Source organism: Staphylococcus saccharolyticus, from assembly GCF_900458815.1.
Lineage (GTDB): Bacteria > Bacillota > Bacilli > Staphylococcales > Staphylococcaceae > Staphylococcus > Staphylococcus saccharolyticus.
In genome coordinates, this window is the sequence record NZ_UHDZ01000001.1 from 810,933 (window position 1) to 828,763 (window position 17,831).

General features: G+C 32.2%; 18 protein-coding genes, 2 pseudogenes and 1 riboswitch. Of the genes and pseudogenes, 16 read left to right on the forward strand and 4 right to left on the reverse strand.

Going from position 1 to position 17,831, the window contains the following annotated elements; genetic code table 11:
- Positions 1 to 48: 48 nt before the first annotated feature.
- Together murA and fabZ are read left to right on the forward strand one after the other, a co-directional pair.
- Positions 49 to 1,314, forward strand: a complete 1,266-nt coding sequence (gene murA, locus DYE57_RS03845; protein WP_115312938.1) for a UDP-N-acetylglucosamine 1-carboxyvinyltransferase — start codon at positions 49 to 51, stop codon at positions 1,312 to 1,314.
- 42 nt (positions 1,315 to 1,356) lie between these two features.
- Positions 1,357 to 1,794 carry a 3-hydroxyacyl-ACP dehydratase FabZ gene (gene fabZ, locus DYE57_RS03850; protein WP_115312939.1) on the forward strand — a complete coding sequence of 146 codons (438 nt, stop codon included), beginning with the start codon at positions 1,357 to 1,359 and terminating at the stop codon, positions 1,792 to 1,794.
- Positions 1,795 to 2,044: 250 nt separating this feature from the next.
- On the opposite strand, the gene DYE57_RS03855 is transcribed toward fabZ, so the two are convergent.
- Entirely contained in the window at positions 2,045 to 2,485 is a 441-nt protein-coding gene (locus tag DYE57_RS03855) for a YwpF-like family protein (protein ID WP_115312940.1), read from the reverse strand.
- 189 nt (positions 2,486 to 2,674) lie between these two features.
- On the opposite strand from DYE57_RS03855, the gene DYE57_RS03860 reads away from it, so the two are divergent.
- From DYE57_RS03860 to yidC, 7 genes are all read left to right on the forward strand, one after another.
- Positions 2,675 to 3,070, forward strand: coding sequence for a single-stranded DNA-binding protein (locus tag DYE57_RS03860; RefSeq protein ID WP_115312941.1), 396 nt, complete (start codon positions 2,675 to 2,677; stop codon positions 3,068 to 3,070).
- 384 nt (positions 3,071 to 3,454) lie between these two features.
- Complete coding sequence (locus DYE57_RS03865; protein WP_115312942.1) at positions 3,455 to 4,138, forward strand: transglycosylase family protein; 684 nt, start codon at positions 3,455 to 3,457, stop codon at positions 4,136 to 4,138.
- A gap of 132 nt (positions 4,139 to 4,270) precedes the next feature.
- A riboswitch (TPP riboswitch) is annotated at positions 4,271 to 4,370 on the forward strand.
- Between the two features lie 75 nt (positions 4,371 to 4,445).
- Positions 4,446 to 5,135, forward strand: coding sequence for a thiaminase II (tenA, locus tag DYE57_RS03870; protein WP_115312943.1), 690 nt, complete (start codon positions 4,446 to 4,448; stop codon positions 5,133 to 5,135).
- Positions 5,128 to 5,949, forward strand: a complete 822-nt coding sequence (gene thiD / locus DYE57_RS03875; protein ID WP_115312944.1) for a bifunctional hydroxymethylpyrimidine kinase/phosphomethylpyrimidine kinase — start codon at positions 5,128 to 5,130, stop codon at positions 5,947 to 5,949. Before tenA ends, thiD begins: the two co-directional genes overlap by 8 nt.
- The gene (thiM, locus tag DYE57_RS03880) at positions 5,942 to 6,730 is read left to right on the forward strand and encodes a hydroxyethylthiazole kinase (RefSeq protein ID WP_115314118.1); all 789 of its coding nucleotides are present in this window, start codon (positions 5,942 to 5,944) and stop codon (positions 6,728 to 6,730) included. The genes thiD and thiM overlap by 8 nt, the downstream gene beginning before the upstream one ends.
- 3 nt (positions 6,731 to 6,733) lie before the next feature.
- Positions 6,734 to 7,375 carry a thiamine phosphate synthase gene (gene thiE / locus DYE57_RS03885; protein ID WP_115312945.1) on the forward strand — a complete coding sequence of 214 codons (642 nt, stop codon included), beginning with the start codon at positions 6,734 to 6,736 and terminating at the stop codon, positions 7,373 to 7,375.
- 88 nt (positions 7,376 to 7,463) lie between these two features.
- Positions 7,464 to 8,336 carry a membrane protein insertase YidC gene (yidC, locus tag DYE57_RS03890; protein ID WP_115312946.1) on the forward strand — a complete coding sequence of 291 codons (873 nt, stop codon included), beginning with the start codon at positions 7,464 to 7,466 and terminating at the stop codon, positions 8,334 to 8,336.
- On the opposite strand, the pseudogene DYE57_RS03895 reads toward yidC, so the two are convergent.
- Both DYE57_RS03895 and cls read right to left on the reverse strand, forming a co-directional pair.
- Positions 8,337 to 9,040: pseudogene (locus DYE57_RS03895) on the reverse strand (HD domain-containing protein). It lies immediately after the preceding gene.
- 93 nt (positions 9,041 to 9,133) lie between these two features.
- Positions 9,134 to 10,618, reverse strand: a complete 1,485-nt coding sequence (gene cls, locus DYE57_RS03900; RefSeq protein WP_115312947.1) for a cardiolipin synthase — start codon at positions 10,616 to 10,618, stop codon at positions 9,134 to 9,136.
- Between the two features lie 186 nt (positions 10,619 to 10,804).
- On the opposite strand from cls, the gene csoR reads away from it, so the two are divergent.
- From csoR to DYE57_RS03915, 3 genes and pseudogenes are all read left to right on the forward strand, one after another.
- Positions 10,805 to 11,098 (forward strand): copper-sensing transcriptional repressor CsoR, encoded by a 294-nt coding sequence (csoR, locus tag DYE57_RS03905; RefSeq protein WP_115312948.1) that lies wholly within the window; start codon positions 10,805 to 10,807, stop codon positions 11,096 to 11,098.
- Between the two features lie 26 nt (positions 11,099 to 11,124).
- Positions 11,125 to 11,305 (forward strand): annotated as a pseudogene (gene csoZ / locus DYE57_RS12240) (putative copper chaperone CsoZ).
- Between the two features lie 139 nt (positions 11,306 to 11,444).
- Entirely contained in the window at positions 11,445 to 11,582 is a 138-nt protein-coding gene (locus DYE57_RS03915) for an Lmo0850 family protein (protein WP_115312949.1), read from the forward strand.
- Positions 11,583 to 11,780: 198 nt separating this feature from the next.
- Here the strand turns inward: DYE57_RS03915 and DYE57_RS03925 are convergent, their stop codons facing one another.
- Entirely contained in the window at positions 11,781 to 12,992 is a 1,212-nt protein-coding gene (locus tag DYE57_RS03925) for an FtsW/RodA/SpoVE family cell cycle protein (RefSeq protein WP_115312951.1), read from the reverse strand.
- A 154-nt stretch (positions 12,993 to 13,146) separates the two neighbouring features.
- Between DYE57_RS03925 and DYE57_RS11810 the strand changes: the two genes are divergently transcribed.
- From DYE57_RS11810 to cshA, 4 genes are all read left to right on the forward strand, one after another.
- Positions 13,147 to 13,311: a hypothetical protein gene (locus tag DYE57_RS11810; RefSeq protein ID WP_165417916.1), complete on the forward strand. Its 165-nt coding sequence runs from the start codon at positions 13,147 to 13,149 to the stop codon at positions 13,309 to 13,311.
- Between the two features lie 71 nt (positions 13,312 to 13,382).
- Entirely contained in the window at positions 13,383 to 14,453 is a 1,071-nt protein-coding gene (locus DYE57_RS03930; RefSeq protein ID WP_115312952.1) for a D-alanine--D-alanine ligase, read from the forward strand.
- A 15-nt stretch (positions 14,454 to 14,468) separates the two neighbouring features.
- Positions 14,469 to 15,824: a UDP-N-acetylmuramoyl-tripeptide--D-alanyl-D-alanine ligase gene (locus DYE57_RS03935; protein ID WP_115312953.1), complete on the forward strand. Its 1,356-nt coding sequence runs from the start codon at positions 14,469 to 14,471 to the stop codon at positions 15,822 to 15,824.
- Positions 15,825 to 16,130: 306 nt separating this feature from the next.
- A complete protein-coding gene (cshA, locus tag DYE57_RS03940) occupies positions 16,131 to 17,660 on the forward strand; it encodes a degradosome RNA helicase CshA (RefSeq protein WP_115312954.1) in 1,530 nt (509 codons plus the stop codon).
- Positions 17,661 to 17,831 lie beyond the last annotated feature (171 nt).

Consider the following 17,831-nt stretch of genomic DNA (forward strand, 5'->3'; position numbering starts at 1 on the left):
GAGTTGGGAAATGAAGAAGTAATAGGAGTTATAAATGGAGGATTTAAGATGGATAAAATAGTAATTAATGGTGGAAATCGATTAACAGGTGAAGTAAAAGTAGAAGGTGCTAAGAATGCAGTATTACCAGTACTAACAGCATCGCTACTTGCTTCTGAAGGGAAGAGTAAACTTGTTAACGTCCCCGAATTGAGTGATGTAGACACAATCAATAACGTGCTATCTACGTTGAATGCTGAAGTTTCATATGATAAAGAGAATAATGCAGTCATAGTTGACGCAACTCAAACTTTAAATGAAGAGGCACCATATGAATATGTGAGTAAGATGCGAGCAAGTATTTTAGTTATGGGTCCACTTTTAGCTAGACTAGGACATGCTATTGTGGCACTACCGGGAGGATGTGCAATTGGTACAAGACCGATTGAACAACATATTAAAGGATTTGAAGCTTTAGGTGCTGAAATTCATCTAGAAAACGGTAATATTTATGCGAATGCTAAAGATGGCTTAAAAGGTACGCATATACATTTAGACTTTCCTAGTGTTGGTGCAACTCAAAATATAATTATGGCCGCTTCGCTTGCTTCAGGTAAGTCAATCATTGAAAATGCTGCTAAAGAACCAGAAATTGTAGATTTAGCAAATTATATTAATGAAATGGGGGGTAAAATTACTGGTGCTGGTACTGACACAATTACAATACATGGTGTAAAAAAATTAACTGGTGTTGTGCACTCAATCATTCCTGATAGAATTGAAGCAGGTACGCTATTGATTGCAGGTGCGATTACGCGCGGTGATGTGTTTGTTCGTGGTGCAATTAAAGAACATATGGCTAGTTTAGTATATAAGCTTGAAGAAATGGGTGTTAATATAGAATACAATGAAGATGGTATTCGAGTTTCAGCTGAAGGAGATTTGAACCCTGTGGATGTCAAAACTCTACCTCACCCCGGATTCCCAACTGACATGCAATCACAAATAATGGCTTTATTGCTGACAGCCAAGGGACATAAAGTTATAACGGAAACAGTGTTTGAAAATAGATTTATGCATGTAGCTGAATTTAGAAGAATGAATGCTAACATAAGTGTAGAGGGAAGAAGTGCTAAAATAGAAGGTAAGAGTCAATTACAAGGTGCTCAAGTTAAAGCTACAGATTTAAGAGCTGCAGCAGCTTTAATTTTAGCAGGTTTAGTTGCAGATGGTATAACCCAAGTGACTGAATTAAAACATCTTGATAGAGGATATGTTAATTTGCACGGAAAATTAAAACATCTTGGTGCAGATATTCAACGTGTAAATGATTAAATTTTAATCATTATAGCTTTAAATATTGGAGGTTTAACAAGAATGGAAACAATTTTTGACTACAATCAGATTAAACAAATTATCCCTCATAGACAACCTTTTTTATTGATTGATAAAATAGTGGAATACGAAGAAGGAAAGCGCTGTGTTGGATTAAAACAAGTTTCAGGTAATGAACCATTCTTTCAAGGTCATTTTCCTGATTATGCAGTTATGCCAGGTGTCTTAATTACAGAAGCCTTAGCTCAAACTGGCGCTGTGGCAATGTTAAATAATGAAGAGAATAAAGATAAAATTGCATTGTTTGCTGGGATTGACAAATGTCGTTTTAAAAAACAAGTCACACCTGGAGACACTTTAATGCTTGAGGTCGAAATCACTAAGATAAAAGGACCAATTGGTAAAGGAACAGCCAAAGCAACCATTGATGGTCAAATAGCTTGTAGTTGTGAGCTTACTTTTGCAATTCAAGATGCGTAGTTTTAGATATTTAAAATAAAGAGCCTGGGACATCAACCATTGTCCTAGGTATTTTTACATATTGACAGTCTATGATTGAATTAAAAATGCGCTTATATCAAGCTTTATCCAACTATAGTCCGGTACTCCAACATAGAGAATTTCATACAGAAATCCTACAGACAAAGCAAGTTGGGGTTACATTATGGGGGACAACGAAGTCAATACGAATTCTGTTCCGCTCTCTCATTATTGTTATCTTTCAAATTGTTCATCTTTCAAATTGTTCATCTTTCAATTTTGGTTTCGATTGCATCATTCGATTAAACGTTTTTTTAAGTTCATCTCCAGTTAATCCATCATCTACTAACTCTTCTAATAAGATTTCCGCATAAACTTGTCTAAGGGTATAAATATGGCATTCAAAGACGACTGACATAGTATATTTAAATGTATTAACGTTTTTAACAGTTGCATCAAATAAAGCAGGATCATTTGCAGTTCTTGTAATAACTACTCTAATATCTAAAAGCTTTTCTTGGTCCATATAATTTTTAAATGTTTCATAATGTTCATTTGAAATGACTATTTCCAACAGCCAGCCAGTGCCACTGCTTTCTTTATTTATGATAACACCATCCTCGATTGCATATTCAGACACACCACCATGGTCATTTACAATCTGAAATCGTACCGCTTTGAACGTTTTCATCTTTTCACATCCCAAATGTTTTTTTATATACAATAAATCAAATGATTAGCACATATTAGTTCAGTAATTAACTTTTTTCTTTAAATATATCAAAAATTAACTATAAATAGCTATCTATTTTAAAACAATTGTCACTTTGACCAAACTATATATGCTTGCTTATGATGTATTACAAGAAGGAGGTGACATATGCTAAATAAAATCGTAATAGTTGGTAGACTAACTAAAGATGCACAAATTTATGAGAAGGAGGAAAGTAAAGTAGCGACATTTTGCGTCGCCACTGAAAGAAATTATAAAGATGAAAATAATGAAATATCAAGTGATTATTTAATATGTAAAGCTTTTGGTAAAACTGCCACTAACATTGAAAAGTACACATCTCAAGGCACACTCGTAGGTATAACTGGTCAAATGCGTTCTAGAAAATATGAAAAAGAAGGACAGACGCATTTTGTAACTGAATTATACGTGGAAACTATAAAATTTATGTCCCCTAAAATGAAAAACAACGACAACCCCCTTGATAATCAATTTAACGAAAACGCTTATCAGTCAGTCGAATTAGAAATTATGAATATTTAAATGAATTAACTCTTCCTTAAACTCCATCCTATTTTTAATAAATTAATTTATCCTTTTCTTTCAATTATACTCATGCGACCAGCTTTAATAAGTATTTATTAAAGAAATGGTCGCTTAAATTTTAAAAAAGCTAATGTCTGTATAATTATCTGACAAATTTCATTTACATTACAATTGTGTTTAATAATTAAGACAGAAAAAAACTATTATGACAGTTTTGAGGTTGGTTTTATACTAATTTTATACAATTTTTTAATGTAATTCGAGTGTAAAAAAGTGATGGTTTTTTTTATTTCTCTGTAACCTACACTGATTTTTCAGATGTTACAGTAGTATTTGTAAATTAGTTAAGAAAACAAATCACTTTTAGGAGGATTTTTAATAATGAAAAAGACAATTATTGCATCATCACTAGCAGTAGGATTAGGCGTTGTAGCAGGAAACGCTGGTCACGACGCACACGCAAGTGAAGCAACAAATGTAGATAAAGCAGAATTAGCTCAAAAAGCACAAACAAATGATCAATCATTAAATGAAAGCCCTATTCAACAAGGTGCTTATAATATCAATTTTGACTATAACGGTTACACATACCACTTTGAATCAGATGGTTCAAACTGGAGTTGGAGTTATGAAGGTTCTGGTCAATCAACTCCAGCACATGAAGATGTAAGTGAACAACCAACACCTTCAAATAATCAAGCATCAGTGCAAGAAGTTAGTTCACAACAACCATCAACTCAAGTATCTGCTCCACAAACTGAGCAAACTCAACAACCCCAAACTCAATCAACTACTGCATCAAGCAAAGCTTCAAGTGGTTCATCTGTAAATGTTAACTCACATTTACAACAAATTGCTCAACGTGAATCAGGTGGCGACATTCATGCAATTAATCCATCTTCAGGTGCAGCAGGTAAATATCAATTCTTACAATCTACATGGGATTCAGTAGCTCCAAGTGAATATAAAGGTCAATCACCAGCTAACGCTCCAGAAAGCGTTCAAGATGCTGCTGCAGTTAAGTTATATAACTCAGCGGGTGCTAACCAATGGGTTACTGCTTAATTTAGAATCTTAATTTTAACCATCTTCTCAATAGAGGAAGATGGTTTTTTATTGCTTAGTTTTACTATACGTTTCATTTGATTGATTTATATGTAATCGTTTGCTATTGTGGTAAGTGAAATAAATAATCCATATAACTACTAGGGGAGCCATATGGCTGAGATGTTGATATTCAGACCCTTATAAACCTGATTTGGTTAGTACCAACGTAGGAAAGTAGTCATAATCAAATATGCATCTTTATGCCTTGATCGCGCTACTTTTCATTGTTGGAAAGTAGTTTTTTTATTATCCAAGGAGGCTTTTTATGACATTTTCAAAAGAATTAAGGGATGCAGCACAACCAATTATTGAAGATATTTATAATGATGGATTTATCCAGGATTTGTTAGTTGGGAAGCTATCTAAGCAGGCTGTTAGACAATACCTAAGAGCAGATGCGTCTTATTTAAAAGAGTTTACAAACTTATATGCATTACTTATACCTAAAGTTCATACTATGAAAGATGTAAAATTCTTAGTTGAACAAATTGAATTTATGTTAGAAGGTGAAGTTGAAGCGCATGAATTTTTAGCTGATTACATTAAAGAGTCATATAATGAAATTGTTAAGAAAAAAGTTTGGCCACCAAGTGGAGATCATTATATTAAACATATGTATTATAATGCCTTTGTTCATGAAAATGCTGCATATACTATTGCAGCAATGGCTTCATGTCCATATGTTTATGCGGTAATTGGTAAACGTGCGATTAAGGACTCTAGACTTAATAAAGAATCGGTGACTTCAAACTGGTTTAAATTTTACAGCACTGAGATGGATGAGTTAGTAGAGGTTTTCAATCAGTTAATGGACAGATTAACTGTAAATTGTACTGAAAAACAAAAAGCTGAAATTAAAGAAAACTTTTTACAAAGTACAATTCATGAACGTCATTTCTTTAATATGGCTTATATAGATGAAAAGTGGCAATATGAAGGCGATAAAAATGAATAAACCTAAAATTGCTTTAACTATAGCAGGTACTGATCCAACTGGTGGAGCTGGTGTAACGGCAGATTTAAAATCATTTCACTCTTGTGGAGTATATGGAATGGCAACGATAACGAGTATTGTAGCTCAAAATACGTTAGGTGTACAACATATTCATAATTTAGAGACATCTTGGGTTAAAGAACAGCTGGATAGTATATTTAGTGATGAATTGCCACAAGCAATTAAAACAGGAATGATTGCTACAAAAGAAACGATGGAACTTATCCGAGATTACTTATCCACTCATGCAGATATTCCATATGTGTTAGATCCCGTGATGCTAGCTAAAAGTGGAGATTCACTTATGGATGATGACACTAAAGATCATTTACAATCTACATTATTACCATTAGCAGATGTTGTTACACCAAATATTCCTGAAGCTGAAGAAATAACTGGTTTAACGATTAATGATGAAGACAGTATGCGTCAGGTTGGTTCTATTTTTATAAATGAAATCGGCAGCAAAGGTGTTGTGATCAAAGGTGGACATTCAGCTGATTTAAATAAAGCAAAAGATTTCTTATTTACTGCAGATGATGTTTTTATATTTGAAAATAAACGCTTTGATACAAGACATACACATGGTACTGGTTGTACATTTTCTGCAGTTATAGCGGCAGAGCTTGCTAAAGGACGTTCAATATACCAAGCGGTTAAAAAAGCCAAAGAATTCATTTCACTTAGTATCGAATATACACCAGAAATTGGTAATGGTAGAGGTCCAGTAAATCATTTTGCATATATGAAAAAGGAAGGGTTAGATGATGAATAAATTAGAACAAATACGTATAGACAATCCACTTATTATTTGTTACACCAATGACGTGGTAAAGAACTTTACAGCAAATGGCTTGCTAAGTTTGGGGGCTAGTCCAGCAATGAGTGAGGCTCCTGAAGAAGCTGAAGAGTTTACAAAAGTTGCTAACGCGTTATTAATTAATATAGGCACTCTTACTCATGAAAATGAAGAGGATATTTTAAAAATTGTTAAAATAGCCAATCAACAAAGGACGCCTATTGTTTTTGATCCGGTAGCAGTTGGTGCTTCAACATATCGTAAAAAGTTTTGCCAAAAATTTTTAGCCGAAGTAGATGTTACAGTAATTAAGGGTAACGCTTCTGAGATACTAACATTAGTGGATTCGCAAACAACTATGAAAGGAACGGATAGTGATAATTCTTTAGATTCAGTTGAAATTGCCAAAAAGGCTTCAGACATTCTAAATACAGCAGTCGTTATTACTGGCAAAGATGATGTCATAGCTCAAAATCATCAAATGATTAAATTATCAAATGGCTCTCCACTTTTGGCTAAGATAACTGGTGCAGGATGTTTATTAGGAGGTATCGTTGCAAGTTTTCTATTTAAAAATACGAATCCTTCGATAGATGATTTAATTGAAGCTGTAAGTGTATATAATATCGCAGCAGAACTGGCTGAAAAGGCATCGTATGTACATGGCCCAGGTTCATTTTTACCAGAATTATTAGATCAACTTTACCAATTAGAAGACGTAACTTATGAAAAATATTTAAAAAAAGAAGAGGTTTAATTAATGGCTTTTAATCCTGAACAATTAGCGGTGTATTTTATTTGTGGAACACAAGATATTCCGGAAAACAAGTGTATAGAACAAGTCTTAAAAGAAGCATTAGAAGCTGGCATCACATTGTATCAATTTCGAGAGAAGGGACCATCTTCATTAAAAGGTAAAGCGAAAAAAGAACTTGCGTTAAAATTAAAGCAACTATGTAAAGGTTATCATGTCCCTATGATTGTTAATGATGATGTTGCATTGGCTAAAGAGATTAATGCAGATGGCATACATGTTGGCCAAGATGATGAAGAAGTGAAGCAATTTGCAAGTCAGTTTGAAAATAAAATTATTGGCTTAAGTGTAAGTAACATAGAAGAATATTTAAATTCAGATTTATCACAAGTTACTTATATAGGTGTGGGACCAATGTATGTTACAGCTTCAAAAGAGGACGCAAGTGCACCTGTAGGTCTGTCAATGATTACCCAATTAAGAGAGCGGGTTAAAGACTTTCCGATTGTAGCAATAGGAGGTATTAATGAATCTAATGTTGCTACTATAGCTAAAGCAAATACAGATGGAGTTGCAATCATTTCAGCAATTACACGAAGTAGTAATATTGACAAGACTGTTAAGCTTTTTCTTAGTTATTTTAATTAAATTATTATTTTTTCCGCTTTTTGTTTTCTACTAGAGTATGAGTATGATAAAATGAAAACTATGTGAATATTACAATAGAGGTGGAAAAATGAAGAAAAAAGCGTTACTACCTTTGTTTTTGGGGATAATGGTTTTTCTAGCAGGGTGTGACTACTCTAAACCTGAAAAGCAGGACGGATTCTTCTTTAATACATTCGTTCAGCCAATGAAACATCTCTTACAATGGTTAGGAAATGATGTCTTTCATAAAGACTATGGACTAGCAATTATTGTCTTAGTTATAGTTATTCGTTTAATTTTATTACCATTTATGTTATCTAACTATAAAAATAGTCATATGATGCGAGAAAAAATGAAAGTCGCTAAACCAGAAGTAGATGGTATTCAAGAAAAAGTTAAACGTGCGCGTACACAAGAAGAAAAAATGGCAGCAAACCAAGAGTTAATGGAAGTTTATAAAAAATATGATATGAATCCTATGAAGAGTATGTTAGGATGTTTACCAATACTTATCCAAATGCCAATCATCATGGGACTTTACTTCGTATTAAAGGATAAACTTGTTCACGGACTTTCTGCACATCCTCACTTTTTATGGTTTAATTTAACTAAACCAGACATTTGGATTACTATTATTGCAGGTGTTCTTTACTTTATTCAAGCTTTTGTATCTAGTAAAACAATGCCTCAAGAACAGCGCCAAATGGGTTATATGATGATGGTTGTCTCACCAATTATGATTATTTGGATTTCATTACAAGCGTCATCAGCACTAGGTTTATATTGGTCTGTCAGTGCTTTATTCTTAGTAATTCAAACGCATTTTGCAAATATGTATTACTCTAAACTTGCTGAAAAAGAAGTTCAACCTTTTATTGAAAAATATGAAAGAGAACATAACTCATCTTCAAAGAAAAAAGGTAAAAATACTCAAGTAGTATCAAAAAAGAATAAAAAATAGTCAATAAAAACCAGCAAATCTATTATAAATTGATTTGCTGGTTTTTTTAATGTTTGATTGCTTAAAATTCCATTCCTTTAAAAACTGTTTTAAAAATAATAGCATAAATTGATGTCTTTCCTCTGCAAGTTTTCTTCCTGTAGGGGTATGCATCAAGTCTTTTAATTTAAGTAACTTTTCATAAAAATGTTTGATTACTGAATTATCGAAATGCTCTATTTGTTCTATTTTGAGATCTTTAAATGAAATCTCATGTTCTGTCCACATTGGTTCGCCATAGTGACTAGCAAACTGAAAAGTTCTAGCTATGCCAATTGCACCAATAGCATCTAAACGATCAGCATCTCTCACTATTTGTCCCTCTGCAGATAGCTTTATGCTATTATTCTTACCACCACGATAATTCATATTTTCGATAATATATAATATTTGTTTAAGTTCTTCATCGCTTAATTTTAAAGTAGTGAAAAATGTTTAAATTTTTTTAAAACTAATTGAGAATCAGTTAATTTATAATCAACAGTATCATGGAGCAATGCAACAAGTTCGATAACTAAAGTATTATCAATTCCTTCTTGTTGGGCAATGTATAAGGCACAGTTATATACGCGTTCAATGTGTGCAACATCATGACCTGTAGGTTCGTTTTGATGTACATTTAACATATACTCATAAGCACGTTTAATTTTTAATTCATTATCCATTTTGAATCTCTCCTTAGTATAAAAAGGCCTAGGTAATCCTAGACATATCTGCCAATCTTTTAAAACCCTTAATTCATTAACATCCAAAATGAATTATAAAATTGGAGAAAGTAATTGAGATATACCTTCTTTAAACTTGACCCAGTTACTACGTTTAGCATAACTTTCAGGGGTTAATTTAGTTGAAAGTTTCATATCATTTATAAATGCTTGTTTTAAAGAGAGTGCGACACCTTCATCATATATAAATGCATTTACTTCAAAGTTTAATGTAAAGCTACGATTATCCATATTAGCTGTACCTACACTTGCAAGTTCATCATCGATAACTAATGTCTTTGAATGAAGAAAACCGTTATCATAGTGATAAACGTTAACTCCAGCTTCAAGTAAAGAAGCAACATTCTTTAAGGTAGCCCAATAAACAAATGGATGATCAGGTAAATTTGGTACCATCACATTCACTTCTACACCACCTAGAGCAGCAATTTTGATTGAATCAAGAAATGCTTGGTCAGGAATAAAGTAGGGTGATTGAATATAGATAGACTCCTTAGCGGAGGAAATCATTTTTAAGTAGCCATATTTAATTTGTTCCCAGTCTTCATCAGGACCGCTTGATGCAATTTGAATACCTATTGTTCCACCTGAATTGACATCAGGGAAATAACGTTCATCATAAGATAAGTTATCACGTGTAGATTGTGAATTCCAATCAAGTATAAATCTTAATTGTAAAGCATTGACAGCGTCACCTTCAATACGTAAATGAGTATCACGCCAATAACCAAATTTCTTTGATTTTCCTATATACTCGTCTCCAACATTAAAACCACCTACATAGCCAATCGTACCATCAATAATGACAATCTTTCTATGGTTTCTATTATTCATTCTTAAATTAATAAGTGGTAACTTTGATGGAAAGAATGATTCAGCATGTCCGCCGCTTGCACGAAATTGCTTTAAATCCTTCTTTCTCAAATCTCTTGACCCCATGTCGTCATATAGCATTTTCACTTCAATACCTGCTTCAGCTTTCTTCTCCAATTCTGTTAGTAGCTGCTTACCAAGATCATCACTATGAAAAATATAATATTGAATATGTATGTAGTCTTTAGCATTATGTATATCTTGAATTAAATCATCAAATTTTTGTTGACCATCTGTATAAATGGTTAACTCATTATCGGTAGTTAAGAAAGCAGCATTGTTATAAAGTAACATCTGAACCATCTCTTTAAATTTGACAATTTGATGATTACCTTTTGAGAAATCTTGTTTTTTTAAAGCCTCTAATTGTTCATCAACAATCATTTCAAGACCTACTTTATCTTCTCGATCTAATTTAAAGATATGCTCTCTTTGTATTTGACGTCCTAACAATAAATACAAAATAAATCCTACTAAGGGTAGAAACACAAGTACTAATAGCCATGCCCATATGGAATTTGCTGTTCGTCTTTCCATGAAAATAATAATAAATGCAAAAACTAAATTAAGTAAAAACGCACCAATTAATATCAAATTAATAATAATATTTGAATGATGGAGCGCCATAGTAAAGACTTCTAGCATAGGGAACCCTCCTTTGTAGTTGTTCAATTTCATATTATTCTCATTTAAATCAATTTTAAATAATATTATAGCATGAAGAATGTTGAATATCATTGTCGGATTTTATTTTCTAATAAGGAATTAATTCGTTGACTTCATGGTTCGGGGATAATACGATGATGAGGAACAAAGAATAGAGGTGATTTGATGACTGAAAATGATACAGCACATCATTCAGAGCAAACTAAGGCAAATCTAAAATCACGTTTAAATCGAATTGAAGGACAAGTTCGTGCGATTAATAGAATGATTGAAGATGATGTGTATTGTGATGACGTTTTAACTCAAATAAAAGCGACACGTTCGGCTTTAAATAGCGTGGCTACAAAGTTATTAGATCATCATATGAAAAGTTGTATTATGGATAAAGTGAATAATGGAGCACAAGAAGAAGCAATGGAAGAATTATTAGTAACTTTCCAGAAATTAATCAAAGATTAAAGAAGGGGAAATAATTAAAAAAAGAAATTATTCATGTTTCAGGTATAGAAACAGGTGAACAAGAAGCACAATTGACAAAATTATTGTCTAAAATGATTGGAGTTCAATCGGTAACTGCCAATCGTAAAAGTGGAATTCGAAACTCCAACAAATTTAAATAGTATTGAAAAAGAAATTTATGATTTCGGGTATCATGTTGTTAATTAAAAAGATTAATCACAATTTATTCGGGGTATGTTTATTTGTACTTTATAAAATGTCACAGAAAAATTTACAATATTATGTAGTAAAGTAGTGCTATTTAGGGTATGATAATTTTGAAGCTACTCCAAACGAGGTGATTATAGTGAAGAGTCCGGATAAGATTCAAAACGTAGTCAAATTATTATCATCATTAGGTGTGAATATTAAAAAAACTAAATCTCGTTTAGATATTATTCAAACATTACCAACATCTAATCAAGTAAGTCACGAATTAAAATAATTTGCTAAAAAGAGAATGAGACAGAATTCGTTTCCCATCATAGTAACGAACGCTAGAATTGAAAAAGCTTGATATAATCGCATTTTCAATTCAGTCATCGTCTGCCAATATGTAAAAATACCTGAGACATTGATTGATGTCCCAGGTATTTTTTTATGTCTTAATGTCATTACTAGTTTATGTGACCATTTAATTATTTTACGATATTTTAGTTGCTTCAAGAGTTACAGGCTCTCTGTACCTCTTAGGTTCATGATAATAAATCGAAAGAATAACACCAATACCAGTCATTAAACTCCATAAAGAACTTCCTCCATAACTAATAAATGGGAGTGGAATACCAGTGATTGGTAGTAATTGAACTGTCATACCTATATTTTGTAAAACATGAAAAACTATCAACGATACATAACCGATAATAAAGACTTTGTTATATTGGCTTTCAATGATACTCGCTAAACGAATCAAATGGAAGATTAAAAATAAAAAGATGAGTATTAACACAACTGAGCCTATAAAGCCCATTTCTTCGCCAATTACAGAAAAGATAAAATCTGTATGATTCTCAGGAATATATACTTCACCATGATTATAACCTTTGCCAATTAATTGACCTGAGCCAATTGCCTTGAGTGACTCTGTAAGGTGATAACCATCACCGCTACTATATGAATAAGGATCTAACCAAGAATTAATACGTCCCATTTGATACATTTTAATGTTAAGTAAACTTTCTATAAGTGTTGGTTTGAAAATAATAGCTAGAATCACACTTGCTCCACCCACCATTGCAGCAATAAATATTGGTGCAAGAATTCGCCAAGTAATACCACTTACCAACATGATACCAGCTATAATAGCACAAATAACCAGTGTTGTACCTAAGTCATTTTGAAGTAGTATTAATGCCATTGGGATAATAGACACACCAATTATTTTGAAAAACAGCGTTAAATCAGAATGAAAAGACTTATTAAAAGTAAATTGGTTATGCTTTGATATTGTTTTTGCTAGGGCTAAAATGAGAATAATTTTCATGAATTCAGAAGGTTGAATACTAATTGAGCCGAAACTATACCAACTTTTAGCACCATTGATTACCGGTGTGATTGTTGTCTCAGGTAAAATTAGTAATCCGATAAGCAACACACAAAAGATGACATATAGCAAATATGTATTATTTTTAATCTTTTTTGGAGAAATTAACATAATTACAAATGCCACAATTGCTCCAAAAATATAATAAACAATCTGTCTGATACCAAAGTTTGCACTGTATTGTCCGCCACCCATTGCAGAACTAATCAATATCACACTGATAACTGCTAAAAGTGTAATAACCAGTACGAGTATCCAGTCGATCTTACGAAACCAATTTTTTTTTGGTTGTTGACGAGAAGAATAATTCATTCCTTACTCCTTTATATATTTTACGTAATTTTAGTTATTTTTTTAATTCATTCATAATCGCTACATTTAACGAATTAAACTTACACGAAATATCTAAGTCAATTCTACATGACTTTTTTAAAATTTGCTAGAATATCAAAATAGGATTCACTGAGTGTTATCAATTACAATTGACATTGTTATTCTGCAAATCATTATTACTAAAGTAAAAATGTCATTAAAATTTAGTTTTATACATGGATTATCGAATGCAATTGATTTTGAAAATATGATAACATTAAGTTTCAGAAGTCGTTATGTACAATTAATGGATACATAAATAGATTAATCAAACAATTATAATAAAGATAAATGGTTATAAGCCTAGTAATTGTAATGGAGGAAAACGAAATGACAAAAGAAAATATTTGTATCGTTTTTGGAGGAAAAAGTGCTGAACATGATGTGTCAATTCTTACTGCACAGAATGTCTTAAATGCAATTAATAAAGATCAATATCAAGTTGATATAATTTACATTACCAACGATGGAGATTGGAAGAAAAAAGATAATATTACCCATGAAATTACAACAACAGATGAACTGGTATTAAATGATGTAGAAGCGGGAGAAATTTCTCAATTACTAAATAAGGGTAGTTCTGGTCAACCTTATGATGCTGTATTTCCACTATTACATGGACCTAATGGTGAAGATGGTACAATCCAAGGTTTATTTGAAGTATTGGATATTCCTTATGTAGGAAATGGTGTGTTAGCTGCTTCAAGTTCAATGGATAAATTAGTAATGAAACAATTATTTGAACATAGAGGTTTACCTCAATTACCATACATTAGTTTCTTGAGAAGTGAATATGAAAAATATGAAAATAATATCATTAAACTAGTGAATGATAAATTAACTTATCCTGTATTTGTTAAGCCAGCTAATTTAGGCTCCAGTGTAGGAATTAGTAAATGTAATAATGAAGAGGAGCTTAAATCAGGAATTAAAGAGGCATTTCAATTTGATCGTAAATTAGTTATTGAGCAAGGTATCAGTGCAAGAGAAATTGAAGTAGCCGTTTTAGGTAATGATTATCCTGAAACCACTTGGCCTGGGGAAGTTGTTAAAGATATTGCGTTTTATGATTATAAGTCTAAATATAAAGACGGTAAAGTACAGTTACAAATTCCAGCTGAATTAGATCAAGATGTTCAAATGACACTAAGAAATATGGCTTTAGAAGCATTCAAGGCAACAGATTGTTCTGGGTTAGTGCGTGCAGACTTTTTTGTAACTGAAGATAATCAAATTTTTATTAACGAAACAAATGCCATGCCTGGATTTACTGCATATAGCATGTATCCAAATTTATGGGAAAATATGGGATTATCATATGCAGACCTTATCTCAAAACTGATCGAATTAGCTAAAGAGCGTCATGAAGATAAAAAGAAAAATAAATATAAAATTGATTAATAGAGGGTTTTAAATATGATAAATGTTACATTGCAACAAATTAAAAATTGGATATCATGTGAAATTGACAATCAATATTTAAATCAGAGTATTAAAGGAGTCACAATTAATTCTCGTAAAATAACCAAAGATATGCTATTTATTCCATTCAGAGGTGAGAATGTAGATGGCCATCGTTTTATTGCTCAAGCATTCAAAGAGGGTGCTGGTGCGTCATTAGCTAAAAAAGGAACGCAATTAAACCCAGACATTCAAGGACCAATTATTTGGGTTGAAGATACATTAAAGGCATTACAGAATTTAGCCAAAGCTTATCTACAACACGTGAATCCAAAAGTAATTGCTGTAACAGGTTCAAATGGTAAAACAACAACTAAGGATATGATTGAAAGTGTTTTATCAACTGAATTTAAAGTTAAAAAAACTCAAGGTAACTACAATAATGAAATTGGTATGCCACTTACTTTATTAGAACTTGATAAAGATACTGAAATTTCAATATTAGAAATGGGGATGTCTGGTTTCCATCAAATTGAACTTTTATCTAATATTGCCGAGCCCGATATTGCAGTAATTACAAATATTGGGGAATCTCACATGCAAGACTTGGGTTCACGTGAAGGAATTGCTCAAGCAAAATCTGAAATAACTATTGGTTTAAAAGATCAGGGTATTTTTATCTATGACGGTGATGAGCCATTATTGATGCCTCATGTGAAAAAAGTTCATGATGCTAAATTAATAAGTATTGGTCTAGGTAAAGATAATACTTACGTGTGCCATATTGATGATGTTGAAACAGATGGCATTGCTTTTACACTCAATAATAATGAAAGTTATATTTTACCTATTTTAGGTACGCATAATATGAAAAATGCAGCTACTGCAATAGCAATCGGTCATGAATTAGGTTTATCTTATAATACAATTAAAAATAATATAAGAAACGTTCAGTTAACTGGTATGCGTATGGAGAGACATTTAACTACTGATAATATTACTGTGATAAATGATGCCTATAATGCAAGCCCTACAAGCATGAAAGCAGCTATTGATACACTAGATAGTATGGATGGACGCAAAATACTCATTTTAGCTGATGTTTTAGAATTAGGACAAAATAGTCAAACCATGCATGAACAAGTGGGTGAGTATCTAAAAGATAAATCCATTGATATTTTATTTACTTTTGGAGATGAAGCAGAATATATTTATAATAAGGGAAAAGCATTTGTTAAATACGCTAATCATTTTCAGGATAAATCAAATCTAATTAAAGAATTAAAATCTTTAGTAAAAGACAATGATAAGGTCTTAGCTAAAGGTTCACGTGGTATGAAACTTGAAGATATCGTTGAAGCATTAATTTAATATATAGAAATCGATTGTTTGAAGCATGTATCTTATTGAGATTATTTCCTTAAAAAGATGTCAATAAGATAACGTGCTTTTTTGCGTTATCTTTTTTCAAAGGTGTTAAACGCTTACATTAGGTGTTGTGCTATCTTTTGTGAGTGTTAATATTTTTATATTTTGACTAAAAACCATATTAAGTCCAAAATTGCTTTATTGCTATAATATTTTTAAGGTGGTACTATATAGAAGTTGATGAAACAAAAGTGAACATATATGCAAAAAAGTATATTAAGAAATAAACACGTAAAAAGGAGAATTATTTTGCAAAATTTTAAAGAACTAGGGATTTCGGATAAAACGGTTCAAACATTAGAAGCAATGGGATTTAAAGAACCAACACCTATCCAGAAAGATAGTATCCCTTATGCGTTAGAAGGAGAAGACATCCTTGGCCAAGCCCAAACAGGTACGGGGAAAACTGGGGCATTTGGCATTCCTTTAATTGAAAAAGTTGTAGGTCAACAAGGAGTGCAATCATTGATTCTAGCGCCAACAAGAGAACTTGCAATGCAAGTAGCTGAACAATTAAGAGAGTTTAGTAAAGGGCAAAAAGTGCAGGTCGTTACCGTATTTGGTGGTATGCCAATAGAACGACAAATAAAAGCACTTAAAAGAGGCCCGCAAATTGTCGTAGGTACGCCTGGTCGAGTGATAGACCATTTAAATCGTCGTACACTTAAAACACAAGGTATTCATATGTTAATTTTGGATGAAGCAGATGAAATGATGAATATGGGATTCATCGATGATATGAGATTTATAATGGATAAACTTCCAGCTGAGCAACGTCAGACAATGTTGTTTTCTGCAACAATGCCTAAAGCAATTCAAGAATTAGTACAACAGTTTATGAAATCCCCTAAAATTATCAAAACGATGAACAACGAGATGTCAGATCCACAAATTGATGAATTTTATACCATTGTCAAAGAATTAGAGAAATTTGATACGTTTACAAACTTTTTAGATGTGCATCAACCAGAATTAGCCATTGTCTTTGGCCGTACAAAACGTCGAGTTGATGAATTAACAAGTGCGCTTTTATCAAAAGGATATAAAGCAGAAGGTTTACATGGTGATATCACTCAAGCGAAACGTTTAGAGGTATTGAAAAAATTTAAAAATGATCAAATTGATATATTAGTAGCAACAGATGTAGCAGCTCGTGGTCTTGATATTTCTGGCGTTAGTCATGTTTATAACTTTGATATTCCACAAGATACTGAAAGTTATACTCACCGTATTGGTCGTACAGGTCGTGCTGGTAAAGAGGGGATTGCTGTTACTTTTGTTAATCCAATTGAAATGGATTATATAAGACAAATTGAAGATGTTAATGGTCGTCGTATGAATGCATTAAGACCTCCACATCGTAAAGAAGTGCTAAAAGCACGTGAAGATGATATTAAATATAAAGTTCAAAATTGGATGTCTAGAAGTAGCGAACCTCGTCTTCAAAGAATTTCTAGTGAACTTTTAAATGAATATGATAGTACTGAATTAGTTGCATCATTATTACAAGAGTTAGTAGAAGCGAATGATGAAGTAGAAGTTCAATTAACATTTGAAAAACCTCTTGCTCGCAAGAATCGTGGTAACAAAGGTGGTTTTAGAAGAGGCAATCATAAACGCAGTAATAGTAAATTTGATAATAAAAATAGACGTTCAAAAGGGTCTAAAGGGAATTCAAATAAAAAGAAAAACTCAAAAAAATACGATCGACGAGATAAACAAAATAAAGGATCAAAACAAACGATGAAAGGCCGTACATTTGCTGACCTTCAAAAATAATACATCAAAAGCCAGTTAAGTAGTGATGCTTAACTGGCTTTTAAAATGTAAGTATATATTAAAACATCATACAAATTTAATAACACTTAATGTCCTTCAATAAACAGTTATCTGGATTTAGACCTTAGTTGCTCTATGCTATAATGTGAGTAAATACGTCAAAGGAGTGCA

Excerpts from the sequence above, each read along its gene's own strand:
- fabZ (WP_115312939.1), top strand. The coding sequence starts at position 1,357 with ATGGAAACAATTTTTGACTACAATCAGATTAAACAAATTATCCCTCAT.
- DYE57_RS03925 (WP_115312951.1), bottom strand. The coding sequence starts at position 12,992 with ATGAATTATTCTTCTCGTCAACAACCAAAAAAAAATTGGTTTCGTAAG.
- DYE57_RS03865 (WP_115312942.1), top strand. The coding sequence starts at position 3,455 with ATGAAAAAGACAATTATTGCATCATCACTAGCAGTAGGATTAGGCGTT.
- tenA (WP_115312943.1), top strand. The coding sequence starts at position 4,446 with ATGACATTTTCAAAAGAATTAAGGGATGCAGCACAACCAATTATTGAA.
- murA (WP_115312938.1), top strand. The coding sequence starts at position 49 with ATGGATAAAATAGTAATTAATGGTGGAAATCGATTAACAGGTGAAGTA.
- cls (WP_115312947.1), bottom strand. The coding sequence starts at position 10,618 with ATGCTAGAAGTCTTTACTATGGCGCTCCATCATTCAAATATTATTATT.
- DYE57_RS03935 (WP_115312953.1), top strand. The coding sequence starts at position 14,469 with ATGATAAATGTTACATTGCAACAAATTAAAAATTGGATATCATGTGAA.
- thiM (WP_115314118.1), top strand. The coding sequence starts at position 5,942 with ATGAATAAATTAGAACAAATACGTATAGACAATCCACTTATTATTTGT.
- thiD (WP_115312944.1), top strand. The coding sequence starts at position 5,128 with ATGAATAAACCTAAAATTGCTTTAACTATAGCAGGTACTGATCCAACT.
- csoR (WP_115312948.1), top strand. The coding sequence starts at position 10,805 with ATGACTGAAAATGATACAGCACATCATTCAGAGCAAACTAAGGCAAAT.
- DYE57_RS03860 (WP_115312941.1), top strand. The coding sequence starts at position 2,675 with ATGCTAAATAAAATCGTAATAGTTGGTAGACTAACTAAAGATGCACAA.
- yidC (WP_115312946.1), top strand. The coding sequence starts at position 7,464 with ATGAAGAAAAAAGCGTTACTACCTTTGTTTTTGGGGATAATGGTTTTT.
- DYE57_RS03855 (WP_115312940.1), bottom strand. The coding sequence starts at position 2,485 with ATGAAAACGTTCAAAGCGGTACGATTTCAGATTGTAAATGACCATGGT.
- DYE57_RS03930 (WP_115312952.1), top strand. The coding sequence starts at position 13,383 with ATGACAAAAGAAAATATTTGTATCGTTTTTGGAGGAAAAAGTGCTGAA.
- thiE (WP_115312945.1), top strand. The coding sequence starts at position 6,734 with ATGGCTTTTAATCCTGAACAATTAGCGGTGTATTTTATTTGTGGAACA.